The organism is Actinoplanes sp. NPDC024001, assembly GCF_040638955.1.
Taxonomy (GTDB): Bacteria; Actinomycetota; Actinomycetes; order Mycobacteriales; family Micromonosporaceae; genus Actinoplanes.
On sequence record NZ_JBEZZB010000243.1, the window covers coordinates 1 to 11051 of the forward strand.

Genomic DNA, 11051 nt, shown 5'->3' on the forward strand with positions numbered 1-11051 from the left:
CGCTTCTTTCCCACACTCTCCATGATGCTGGACATCCTCCCGGAGACCCCAGGTCCCCTGATCTTGGATGTCCGTCAAAACGGGGCAGGCCCAGACAACGTGTCCAGCAGCTCGGCCACGTATGTCTTCAGGTCCAGCTTGCTGAGCGTGGTCAGGTCAGTCTGGAAGTACCGGTCCGCCTTCAGAAGTGCTTCGTAGTAGTTCTCGATCGAACGGGCGGATAGGTTGCGGATGCGTAGATCCGACCGGTACATCACCCAAAGGCGTTGGTTGTACGAACTCAGTGTGCGGTCGATCCGGTGGCGCAAGATTGCTCCAGTTGGGTGGTCACCACCGGACCGGCCTCGGACGAGGCATGACCATGGGCCATGTTTCCGCAGGTAGAGCGCGACCCACCATCGTCACCGCCATCACCACCCAACACTACGTAGGAGGTACTAGAGACAACCGATTGGGCCTTTGGCACTCTTGTCACATGACGCTTGCTGTCCGGGCGGTCGCCGCCACTGATCAGGGCCTGGTCCGGTCCAACAACGAAGACGCGGTCTTCGTCGGAAATCGACTGTTCGTGGTGGCGGACGGCATGGGCGGGCTCCCGGCCGGGGAGCTGGCGAGCGACATCCTGGTGCAGACGCTCAGCGTGGTCGACACGACGCCGGACACCGGCGAGCCGCTGCAGGATCTGATCAGCGCGCTGCAGACCGCCAACCAGCGGATCGAGGCGGCCGTCGCCGACGACGACGCCCGCGACGGCATGGGTACGACGGTGACCGCGCTGCTGCTCTCCGGCGACCGGCTGGCCGCGCTCAACGTCGGCGACTCCCGCTGCTATCTGCTGCGCGACGGTGAGTTCACCCAGCTCACCCGGGACGACACCTATGTCCAGGCGCTGGTCGACCAGGGCGTGCTGACCCCCGACGACGCCCGGCGGCACCCGCAGCGGGCCCTGGTGACCCAGGCCGTGCAGGGCGGCCCGTTCCGCCCGGCCGGCCGGATGATCCCGGCCCGGGTCGGCGACCGCTATCTGCTCTGCAGTGACGGCCTGTCCGATTATGTCGAGGACGCGGTGATCGCGCAGACCCTGGCCGAGGTCGAGGACCGCAAGACGTGCGCCGCCGAGCTGGTGCAGCGAACCCTGGACAACGGCGCCCCCGACAACGTCACCGTGATCGTCGCCGACGTCGTCGAGGCCTGATCGGGGCGTCCCCGCGGTTCACGGCAGCTCCAGGAATTCGCGGATGGCCTCCTCCACGGCGCTCATCGTCGTGTGCGAGACGAATCCGTGGTTGTCGCGCAGCGAGGTCCGGTCGAGGATCTGAACCACGCCGTGGACGCGGACCCAGGCGCCGCTCAGCGGGTCGCCCTGGGTGAGCGGGATGGCGAGGTGGTTGGGATGGGGCGCTTCCCGGACGACGGTGAGGCCCCAGATGGCCAGCTCCTCGACCATGTTGTATTCGTCGTTGCTGATCACCAGCACCCGGTGCTGGGATCCGCCGCGCAGCAGGGTCCAAACCTGGCCGCGCTTCACCATTCGGCGCCGCGCAGGGCGATGTCGTTGCTGCTCTCGACAAGGAGCCGGTCCGCTTCGGCTTCTTCCGGTGAGCGCTTGTGGAGAAAGTCCGCATACTCCTGCGCGGCCGCCCGCTGTCGCGCACGCCGAGCCTCTGGCAGCACACGGCGAACCGCCTCGGTTACGGCGGCGGAGGCGTTGCCGCGGCTCTGTAGGTAGTCGGCGACATCGTCCGGAACGCTGATGCTGAGCTTCACGGTCATACTTTCATCCTACCGCTGGGCACGGAGCACTCATGCCCGGCATTCTGCGTCCGGGGTGTGACATATTCTCGGCGCGTGCTGATGGCGACCGAGCGGCTGATCCTGCGGCGTTTCCGGGCGTCCGACGCGCCCGCCCTGGCGGCCTACCGGTCGGATCCGGAGGTGGCGCGTTACCAGTCGTGGGAGGCGCCCTTTCCGCTGGAACGGGCGCAGGTGGCGGTCCGCAACTTCGCGGCGGGTTCGCCGGATCGGGCCGGCCACTTCCAGTACGCGATCGAACTCGCCTCAGCGGGGGAACTGATCGGCGACGTCTACGTGCGGCTGCACGACAACCTCAGACAGGCCGAGATCGGGTTCACGCTCGCTGCGGCGTACCAGGGGCAGGGTTTTGCGACTGAGGCCGTGAGCGCCGTGCTGGACCGCTTGTTCGGCCGGCAGGGGCTGCACAAGGTGACCGGGGAGTGCGACGCCCGGAACAAGCCGTCGGCGGCCCTGATGGAGCGGCTGGGGTTCCAGCGGGAGGGGCTGCTGCGGCAGCAGACCTTCATCAAGGGCGAGTGGACCGACGACCTGATCTACGGCCTGCTCGCCACCGAGTGGGGACGGGCCTGAGCCCGTCCCCGACCTCGATGCTCAGCCCTCGTGCTTGAGCCAGACGGCGCCGAGCGGGGGCACCCGCAGGGACACCGAGGCGTCGAAGCCGTGCCAGGGCAGGTGCTCCGCCTCGACCGCGCCGAGGTTGCCGACGCCCGAGCCGCCGTAGTTCTCGCTGTCCGTGTTGATCACCTCGGCCCAGCGGCCGGGGCGGGGCAGGCCGATGCGGTAACCCTCGTGCGGGACCGCGGCGAAGTTGACGATGCACGCCAGGGTGTCGCCGTTCGGCGCGAAGCGGACGAACGAGAAGGTGTTGTGCTGGGAGTCCTCGCTGGTGATCCAGCGGAAGCCGGACGGGTTGGTGTCCTGCGTCCAGATCGCCGGCGTGTCCTTGTAGACCCGGTTCAGGTCACCGACCAGCCGCTTGACGCCGGCGTGCTGCGGGTCGTCGAGCAGGTGCCAGTGCAGGCCGCCGCCCTCGTTCCACTCGAACTCGTCGCCCATCTCGGCGCCCATGAAGAGCAGCTGCTTGCCGGTGAAGGCCCACATGAAGCCGAGCATGGCCCGGGTGTTGGCCAGCTTCTGCCACAGGTCGCCGGGCATCTTGCCGGTCAGCGAGCCCTTGCCGTGGACCACCTCGTCGTGGCTGATCGGCAGGATGTAGTTCTCGCTCCAGGCGTAGACGGTCGCGAAGGTCATCTGGTGGTGGTGCCACTGGCGGTGGATCGGCTCCTTGACCATGTAGTTCAAGGTGTCGTTCATCCAGCCCATGTTCCACTTGAAGCCGAAGCCGAGCCCGCCCAGGTGGGTGGGGCGGGTGACGCCGGGCCAGGCGGTGGACTCCTCGGCGATCGTCACCACGCCGGGGTGGTGCTTGTAGACGGTCGCGTTCATCTCCTGCAGGAAGCTGATCGCGTCCAGGTTCTCCCGGCCGCCGTACTGGTTGGGGGTCCACTCGCCGTCCTTGCGGGAGTAGTCCAGGTAGAGCATCGAGGCGACCGCGTCGACGCGCAGGCCGTCGGCGTGGAACTCCTCGCACCAGTAGAGGGCGTTGGCGACCAGGAAGTTGCGGACCTCCTTGCGGCCGAAGTCGAAGACGTAGGTGCCCCAGTCCGGGTGCTCGCCGCGCCGCCAGTCGCCGTGCTCGTAGAGCGGGGTGCCGTCGAAGCGGGCCAGCGCCCACTCGTCCTTCGGGAAGTGCGCCGGCACCCAGTCCAGGATCACGCCGATGCCGGCCTGGTGCAGCTTGTCGACCAGGTGGCGGAACTCGTCGGGCGTGCCGAACCGGGAGGTCGGGGCGAAGTAGCCGGTGACCTGGTAACCCCAGGAGCCGCCGAACGGGTGCTCCATCACCGGCATCAGCTCGACGTGGGTGAAACCGGTCTCCAGCACGTACTCGACCAGCTGGTCGGCCAGCTCGGTGTAGCTCAGGCCGGGCCGCCACGAGCCGAGGTGCACCTCGTAACAGCTCATCGGCTCCTGGTGCCACGACTTGCGGGCGCGTTCGCGCATCCAGTCCTCGTCGCGCCACTGGTAGGAGGACTGGTAGACCACCGACGCGGTGGCCGGCGGCACCTCGGTGTGCTGGGCGAGCGGGTCGGCGTGCTCGCGCCACACCCCGTCCCGGCCGAGGATCTTGAACTTGTACTTGCTGCCCAGGTGGGCGGCCGGCACGTAGAGCTCCCAGACACCGCTGGAGCCGAGCGAGCGCATCGGCCAGCCGTCGAACGGGCCCCAGCCGGAGAAGTCGCCGATCACCTGGACGCCGCGGGCGCCGGGCGCCCACACCGCGAAGCCGACGCCGGTGCCGCGCGGCTGCGCGCCGAGCACCTTCCACAGCTTCTCGTGCCGGCCCTCACCGATCAGGTGCAGGTCCAGCTCGCCCAGGGTGGGCAGATGACGGTACGGGTCGTCGCACTGCGTCCCGTCCACGTCGAGGCGGTAGTCGACGACCGTGCCGGGCAGCTCGGCCGCGAAGATCCCGTCCTCGTGGACCTGGGTCATCTCGTAACGCTGGTCGTCGTGCAGCACGGCCACGGCCTTGGCGCCCTTGCGCAGTGTGCGGATCACGGTGTGCCCGCCGTGCGGGTGCGCGCCCAGGATGGCGTGCGGATCGTGGGTGTCCCCGGCGATCACGCTGTTCATGGCCCGCTTCTCCGCGGCCAGACGAGAGGTGTCTTGCCCGATCATGACGGTGTGTTTCCTCCGGGGGTCTCATCGATCAGCCGGGCGATGGACCGCATCGGGATCCGTAGCCACCCGGGCCGGTGCCGGGCCTCGTAAGCGGCCTCGTAAACGGCCTTGTCGAGTTCGTAGGCCGCCAGCAGGGCACCACGTTCGCGGGGGTCGGTGCCGGCCGCGTGCGCGTAGCCGTCGCAGAAGGCGGTCCGATTGCGGTCCACCCACTCGCGGGCGCGGGCGGCCAGATGTTCGTCCTCGTCCTGGTCAACCAGCAGCTGGTACGCCGCGTACTCGTAGGAGCGCAGCACGCCGGCCACGTCCCGCAGCGGCGAGTCGGGCAGCCGGCGCTCGTCGAGCGGCTGGCCCGGCTCGCCCTCGAAGTCGATCAGCAGCCACGCCTCGGGGGTACGCAGCACCTGCCCGAGGTGCAGGTCGCCGTGCACCCGCTGGACCACGACCTGCTCACCGGTGAGCGCGGTGAACCGGTCGGTGATCGCCGGGACGTACTGCTGCAGCTCGGGCACCGCGTTCGCGGCGGTGCGCAACCGGGCGAGCACCGCGTCCAGCGGGAACGGCGCCGGCCCGGTGCCCAGCTCCTGGGCCAGGGTCAGGTGGACCGACGCGACCGCCTCGCCGAGCCGGAACGACTCGCCCTGGAAGTCACCGCCCACCTGGTCGGCGTGCAGTTCCGCGTCGGCGAAGAGGTCCCGCGCCGAGGCGGTCGCCATGGCCCAGCCCTCGGCGGAGTTCACCGCGTACTCGGTGACCATGCCGAGCGAGCACGGGCCGGAGCCGTCGGCCGTCTGGAACGAGCCGAGCAGCCGGGCCACGTGCGGGTTGCCGGCCCGGCCGAGCACCTGGTTCAGCTCGATGTCCGGGTTGATGCCGCAGGTGACCCGCCGGAACAGCTTGAGGATCGCGTCCTCGTTGAAGATCACGCTGGTGTTGCTCTGTTCCGCGTCGAACACCCGCGGCCAGGCCTCCAGCGGCAGGACGGTCTCCGGCTCCTTCTCGAAGGTGATGTCCGCGATCGTCTCCGAGCGGTCGACCAGCGACAGCAGGTGACGGGCGGCCTCGGGGGAGTAGAGCGCGTCGAAGCCCACCCGGCCGTCCTCGGTGGTGCCGATCGTGGCGACCGCGCTGTACTCGGCGACCGGCCCGGCGCCCCAGCCGACCAGGATCTGGTAGCGCTCGGAGCTGCCGTCGGTGTACTCGACGTCGACCAGCACCAGCTCCAGGTCGTCGCCGAGCTGGGTCGCCGACGCCTCCTTGACGGACGCGAGCACCCGGCTGCGTCCCGCGTACCAGCGTTGTTTCGGTAACCACTCGGCGAAAGGCAGCGTCATTGCTTCTCCTCCGACCCGCACAACTGGAACCAGTAGAAGCCATGTCCCGGAAGGGTCAAAAGGTACGGCAACTGGCCGATCCTCGGGAAGTTGACGTGCCCGGTCAGCTCCACCGGGGTGTACCCGTTCCAGTGCTGCAGGTTGAGCTCGATCGGTTGCGGGAACCGCGACAGGTTGTTGACGCAGAGCACCACGTCGTCGCCGATCTCCCGCAGATAGGCCAGCACCGACGGGTTCGAACCGCCGAGCTCCCGGAACGTGCCGACGGCGAAGGCCTCGTGCCGCCGGCGGACCGCGAGCATGGTGCGCGTCCAGTTCAGCAGTGAGGTCGAACTGTCCCGCTGGGCCTCCACGTTGACCGCCTGGTACCCGTACACCGGGTCCTGGTTGACCGGCAGGTAGAGCCGGCCGGGAGTGGCCGTGGAGAACCCGGCGTTGCGGTCCGGCGTCCACTGCATCGGTGTGCGCACACCGTCGCGGTCACCGAGCCAGATGTTGTCGCCCATGCCGATCTCGTCGCCGTAGTAGAGCACCGGTGACCCCGGCAACGAGAGCAGCAGCGCGGTGAACAGCTCGATCTGGTTGCGGTCGTTCTCCAGCAGCGGGGCGAGCCGCCGGCGGATGCCGACGTTCGCCTTCATCCGTGGGTCCTTGGCGTACTCGGAGTACATGTAGTCGCGCTCTTCGTCGGTGACCATCTCGAGCGTCAGCTCGTCGTGGTTACGCAGGAAGATGCCCCACTGGCAGTTGTCCGGGATGGCCGGGGTCTGCGCCAGGATCTCCGAGATCGGGAACCGCGACTCCCGCCGGACCGCCATGAAGATGCGCGGCATCAGCGGGAAGTGGAACGCCATGTGGCACTCGTCGCCGCCGGAGCGCGGGTCGCCGAAGTACTCCACCACGTCGGCCGGCCACTGGTTCGCCTCGGCCAGCAGCACCCGGCCGGGGAACTCGTCGTCGATCACCTTGCGGCAGTGCTTCAGGAACGCGTGCGTGGCGGGCAGGTTCTCGCAGTTGGTGCCCTCCTGCTCGAACAGGTAGGGCACCGCGTCCAGCCGGAACCCGTCGATGCCCAGGTCCAGCCAGAACCGCAGGACGTCGAGCATCGCCTCCTGCACGGCCGGGTTCTCGTAGTTGAGGTCCGGCTGGTGCGAGAAGAACCGGTGCCAGTAGAACTGCCGGCGCACCGGGTCGAACGTCCAGTTCGACTCCTCGGTGTCGACGAAGATGATCCGCGCGTCCTTGTACTTCTCGCTGGTGTCGTTCCAGACGTAGAAGTCGCCGTACGGCCCGTCCGGGTCGTGCCGCGACGCCTGGAACCACGGGTGCGAGTCGGACGTGTGGTTCATGACCAGGTCGGTGATGACCCGGATGCCGCGCTTGTGCGCCGCGTCGAGCAGGGCCACGAAGTCGTCGACCGTGCCGAACTCCGGCAGCACCTTGTAGAAGTCGCGGATGTCGTAGCCGCCGTCGCGCAGCGGCGAGTCGTAGAACGGCGGCAGCCAGAGACAGTCGACGCCGAGCCATTGCAGGTAGTCGAGTCGTTCGATCAGGCCGCGCAGGTCGCCGCCGCCGTCCGAACCGGAGTCGTAGAACGCCCGGACCAGCACCTCGTAGAAGACCGCCCGCTGGAACCAGGTACGGTCCGCGGGCAGAGCCCTGGCGTGCCCGAAATCCTCGGAGGTGGGGTGCTCGACCACACCGTCCTCGGTGTGGCTGCCCTGTGCCGGATCATGCTCCGCCGGATCGTGCTGACTCAGCTCCATCGACTGTCTCCCTACCCCGCCTGTACCACGAAGATGTGCGCCGGCTCGACGTACGGGTCGATCCGGACCGCGTTGAACTGCCCCCACTCGTACGTCGCCCCGGTGATCTGGTCGACCACGGTGAAGCGGTCGTGCCAGTCGAGTCCGAGCGCCGGCATGTCGAGAGTGGTGTTGCCCCACTGCACGCTGCTGGAGTCGAACGAGCAGATCACCAGAACGGTGTTGCCGGTGTCGGGATCCCGCTTGGAGAAGCAGAGCAGGGCGCCGTTGTCGATCTCGTGGAAGCGCAGGTTGCGCAGCCAGTGCAGGGCCGGGTTCTCGTCGCGGATCCGGTTCAGCCGGGTCAGGTAGGGCGCGAGCGATCGGCCGGTCCGCTCGGCGGCGGCCCAGTCCCGCGGTTTCAGCTCGAACTTCTCGTTGTCGATGTACTCCTCCGCGCCGGGGCGGGCGACGTGCTCGAACAGCTCGTATCCGGAGTACATGCCCCAGGACGGGGTGAGCATCGACGCCAGCACCGCGCGGATCTTGAACATCGGCGGCCCGCCGTGCTGCAGCGACTCGTGCAGGATGTCGGGGGTGTTCGGCCAGAAGTTCGGCCGCATCCAGTCGACCGAGGTGAGCAGCTGCTCCATGTACTCGCGCATCTCGGGCGCGGAGGTGCGCCAGGTGAAGTACGTGTACGACTGGGTGAAGCCGATCTTGCCGAGTCCGTTCATCATCGCCGGCCGGGTGAACGCCTCGGCCAGGAACAGCACGTCCGGGTCGGTCTCCTTCACCTTGGCGATCAGCCACTGCCAGAAGTTGACCGCCTTGGTGTGCGGGTTGTCGACGCGGAAGACCTTCACCCCCGCGTTCACCCAGTGCATGACCACGCGGTAGACCTCGTCGCGCAGCGTCTTGTAGTCGTTGTCCCAGTTGATCGGATAGATGTCCTGGTACTTCTTGGGCGGGTTCTCGGCGTAGGCGATGCTGCCGTCGGCCCGGGTGGTGAAGAACTGCGGGTACTGCTTGACCCACGGGTGGTCCGGCGCGGCCTGCAGCGCCAGGTCGAGCGCCACCTCCATGCCCAGCTCCTCGGCCCGCTCCCGGAAGGCGATGAAGTCCTCCAGCGTGCCGAGCTCCGGGTGGATCGCGTCGTGGCCGCCCTCGTCGGAGCCGATCGCCCACGGCGAGCCGACGTCCTCCGGCCGGGCCACCAGGGTGTTGTTCCGGCCCTTCCGGTTGATCCTGCCGATCGGGTGGATCGGCGGCAGATAGACGATGTTGAAACCCATCTCCGCGATCGCGGGCAGGCGATGCGCCGCGGTCCGGAAGGTGCCGTGCTTGATCGGGGTCGCGTCCGGCCCGATCTCGGCGCCCTCGGAGCGCGGGAAGAACTCGTACCACGCCGAGTAGAGGGCCCGCTTGCGATCCACCCAGATCGCGAACGAGCGAGTCGTGGTCACCAGGTTCCGGACCGGGTTGTGCCAGAGCAGCTCCTCCAGGTCCAGCGCCGGGGTGACCCGGGCGAACAGCGAACGCTGCTCGTCGCGCAGGGCGGCGGCCGCCTCGCGGACCCGGTCCTCCTCGCCGTGCGGCACGATCTTGGTGGCCAGGTCGAGCACCTCGGCGCCCTCGGCCAGATCGTTCGCCAGGTCCTCGGCGCCCTGCCCGGCGCCGATCTTCTTCACCACGGCGTCGCGCCACGTCCGATACGGATCGTCGAACGCCTCCACCGTGAAGGTCCACCGGCCGACCTCGTCGGGACGGATCGTGGCGTGCCACTGGTCCAGGCCGGGCTCACCCGGCGTCATTCTGGTGAACGGCTTGTTCTCGCCGTTCGGTCCGCGCCATACCACGTTCACGCCGAGCGCGTGGTGACCTTCGCGATAGGACACCGCCGAAACCGGAACTAGCTCGCCGACCACCGCCTTCGCGGGGTAGCGGCCACCGGACACAGCCGGCGTCACGTCTTCGATGGGGAAGCGACCGGTCATGATCTCCACCGTAGTCAGAGGGGCTCAGGAGGACCCGGCGACCGGCAAAACCCACCGCCGTCGTCTTATGACTCCCCGGAGTGGAAAAGATGAAACCCGGCCGACCGCCGATGCGCCTTCAACCTACCGGAGTGGACTCAGGCGAACCCATCCAGACGCGGCCGCGCGCCGCCGGAAAACACAACAAGTTCACCTCCACGCAACAGCCGTTCATCCCGTAGCGGGCGCAACGCCGGAACCGACCCGGCGAGCAGCACCACGTTGCCCGCCCGCCGGCCCCGCAACACCCCGCTCTCGCCCAGCAGAGCCACGTCCGGGAAGGCCGACCGGGCCGTCGCCGCCTGAATCCGGGTCGACGCCAGCGGCGGCACATCCGTCAGATTCATCACCAGCAGCCCGTCGGGACGTAACGCCCGCCTCGCCGCCTGCGCGAAACCCATTGACGCCACGGAACCGGGCATCGCGGCGCCGGAGAACACGTCGGCCACGATCACGTCGTACCCCTGCGGTTGCTCGGTCTCCAGCGACGCGCGCGCGTCGCCCACCGCGATCTCCACCGGCTCCGCCGGCGGAAGTTCCCGCAGCACCAGCGCGACCAGCTGCGGGTCGTGCTCCACCACCTTCTGCGCGACGCCCGGCCACCACCGGGCCGCCAGGCGCGGCACGGTCAGCGCGCCCCCACCCAGATGCAAGATCCTTTCCGGTACGCGGGAAGCGCTCCAGGCGCGCAGGGAGCGGGCGATCTGCCGGACATAGGAGAAGACCAGGTGCTCGGGGTCGCCGAGATCGACATACGACTGCGGCACACCGTCGACGAGCAGTGTCCAGCCCCGCGGGCGGGCCGGGTCGGGGCGCAGCTCGGCGATCCCGGAGGCGACCGCGGCCACCAGGGGAGTGCGTTGGTTGCCGTGCGTTGCCATCGAGTGACCTTACTCAAGACGGCGCCCGCGCTCCCGAGCTATACCCCTGACGCCAGCCGGACCCGGCTAGCGCCTGAGGGAGGAGTCATCCACGTGGCCGGACCGTCTACCGCTCTGTCGCCGGTGATCGCTGCCAGCACCCACTGGCTGGCGCGCGCCTACCCCGGCGGTGACTCCAACACGGTCGCGCACACCCTCGCCGAACTGCAGGCCCGGCAGGCCGTCACGGTCGCCGCCTGGCTGCGCTACCCGACCGAGGTCGACGCCGCGCTGGTCGCGATCGCCGGGCCGGGCGGTTCCGCGCTGCTCGACTGGAAGGCCGGCAGCGAGCCCGAGGACGAGTTCGCCGACGGCGAGGGCTGGCGCACCTGGGTCGACGAGGTCGTCGTCAGCTGGGCCGCCTGCCTGCTCGCCGACCCGATGCTCGCCCGCCGCGGCGTCGACGCGGTCATCGCCGCGGTCCCGATGCCGATCCCGGACCCGCGCCCGCGCCCG

The 11051-nt window shown here is 68.9% G+C and carries 11 protein-coding genes; 3 read left to right on the plus strand and 8 right to left on the minus strand.

Features of this window, described 5'->3' with window-relative positions; translation table 11 throughout:
• Window positions 1–74 precede the first annotated feature (74 nt).
• The gene (locus AB0F81_RS47530) at window positions 75–308 is read right to left on the minus strand and encodes a hypothetical protein (RefSeq protein ID WP_360210391.1); all 234 of its coding nucleotides are present in this window, start codon (window positions 306–308) and stop codon (window positions 75–77) included.
• Between the two features lie 167 nt (window positions 309–475).
• Here AB0F81_RS47530 and AB0F81_RS47535 point away from each other — a divergent pair, with 167 nt between their 5' ends.
• The gene (locus AB0F81_RS47535) at window positions 476–1195 is read left to right on the plus strand and encodes a protein phosphatase 2C domain-containing protein (protein ID WP_360210393.1); all 720 of its coding nucleotides are present in this window, start codon (window positions 476–478) and stop codon (window positions 1193–1195) included.
• An 18-nt stretch (window positions 1196–1213) separates the two neighbouring features.
• Here AB0F81_RS47535 and AB0F81_RS47540 read toward each other — a convergent pair whose 3' ends face one another.
• The gene (locus tag AB0F81_RS47540; RefSeq protein WP_360210395.1) at window positions 1214–1531 is read right to left on the minus strand and encodes a type II toxin-antitoxin system PemK/MazF family toxin; all 318 of its coding nucleotides are present in this window, start codon (window positions 1529–1531) and stop codon (window positions 1214–1216) included.
• On the minus strand, window positions 1525–1773 hold the full coding sequence (locus AB0F81_RS47545; RefSeq protein WP_360210397.1) for a hypothetical protein: 249 nt from the start codon (window positions 1771–1773) through the stop codon (window positions 1525–1527). Before AB0F81_RS47545 ends, AB0F81_RS47540 begins: the two co-directional genes overlap by 7 nt.
• Window positions 1774–1854: 81 nt before the next feature.
• Between AB0F81_RS47545 and AB0F81_RS47550 the strand changes: the two genes are divergently transcribed.
• Entirely contained in the window at window positions 1855–2385 is a 531-nt protein-coding gene (locus tag AB0F81_RS47550) for a GNAT family protein (RefSeq protein ID WP_360210411.1), read from the plus strand.
• 21 nt (window positions 2386–2406) lie between these two features.
• Here the strand turns inward: AB0F81_RS47550 and glgB are convergent, their stop codons facing one another.
• From glgB to AB0F81_RS47575, 5 genes are all read right to left on the minus strand, one after another.
• Entirely contained in the window at window positions 2407–4557 is a 2151-nt protein-coding gene (gene glgB, locus AB0F81_RS47555; protein ID WP_360210399.1) for a 1,4-alpha-glucan branching protein GlgB, read from the minus strand.
• A complete protein-coding gene (locus AB0F81_RS47560) occupies window positions 4554–5894 on the minus strand; it encodes a maltokinase (protein ID WP_360210401.1) in 1341 nt (446 codons plus the stop codon). The genes glgB and AB0F81_RS47560 overlap by 4 nt, the downstream gene beginning before the upstream one ends.
• Window positions 5891–7660: a maltose alpha-D-glucosyltransferase gene (treS, locus tag AB0F81_RS47565; protein WP_360210403.1), complete on the minus strand. Its 1770-nt coding sequence runs from the start codon at window positions 7658–7660 to the stop codon at window positions 5891–5893. Before treS ends, AB0F81_RS47560 begins: the two co-directional genes overlap by 4 nt.
• A gap of 11 nt (window positions 7661–7671) precedes the next feature.
• Entirely contained in the window at window positions 7672–9636 is a 1965-nt protein-coding gene (locus AB0F81_RS47570; RefSeq protein WP_360210405.1) for an alpha-1,4-glucan--maltose-1-phosphate maltosyltransferase, read from the minus strand.
• Between the two features lie 137 nt (window positions 9637–9773).
• On the minus strand, window positions 9774–10556 hold the full coding sequence (locus tag AB0F81_RS47575) for a fused MFS/spermidine synthase (RefSeq protein ID WP_360210407.1): 783 nt from the start codon (window positions 10554–10556) through the stop codon (window positions 9774–9776).
• A gap of 93 nt (window positions 10557–10649) precedes the next feature.
• On the opposite strand from AB0F81_RS47575, the gene AB0F81_RS47580 reads away from it, so the two are divergent.
• The coding region (locus AB0F81_RS47580; RefSeq protein WP_360210409.1) for a hypothetical protein at window positions 10650–11051 on the plus strand (402 nt) is incomplete at its 3' end.

Excerpts from the sequence above, each read along its gene's own strand:
- AB0F81_RS47550 (WP_360210411.1), top strand. The coding sequence starts at position 1,855 with ATGGCGACCGAGCGGCTGATCCTGCGGCGTTTCCGGGCGTCCGACGCG.
- treS (WP_360210403.1), bottom strand. The coding sequence starts at position 7,660 with ATGGAGCTGAGTCAGCACGATCCGGCGGAGCATGATCCGGCACAGGGC.
- AB0F81_RS47540 (WP_360210395.1), bottom strand. The coding sequence starts at position 1,531 with ATGGTGAAGCGCGGCCAGGTTTGGACCCTGCTGCGCGGCGGATCCCAG.
- AB0F81_RS47570 (WP_360210405.1), bottom strand. The coding sequence starts at position 9,636 with ATGACCGGTCGCTTCCCCATCGAAGACGTGACGCCGGCTGTGTCCGGT.
- AB0F81_RS47535 (WP_360210393.1), top strand. The coding sequence starts at position 476 with ATGACGCTTGCTGTCCGGGCGGTCGCCGCCACTGATCAGGGCCTGGTC.
- AB0F81_RS47575 (WP_360210407.1), bottom strand. The coding sequence starts at position 10,556 with ATGGCAACGCACGGCAACCAACGCACTCCCCTGGTGGCCGCGGTCGCC.
- glgB (WP_360210399.1), bottom strand. The coding sequence starts at position 4,557 with ATGATCGGGCAAGACACCTCTCGTCTGGCCGCGGAGAAGCGGGCCATG.
- AB0F81_RS47545 (WP_360210397.1), bottom strand. The coding sequence starts at position 1,773 with ATGACCGTGAAGCTCAGCATCAGCGTTCCGGACGATGTCGCCGACTAC.
- AB0F81_RS47560 (WP_360210401.1), bottom strand. The coding sequence starts at position 5,894 with ATGACGCTGCCTTTCGCCGAGTGGTTACCGAAACAACGCTGGTACGCG.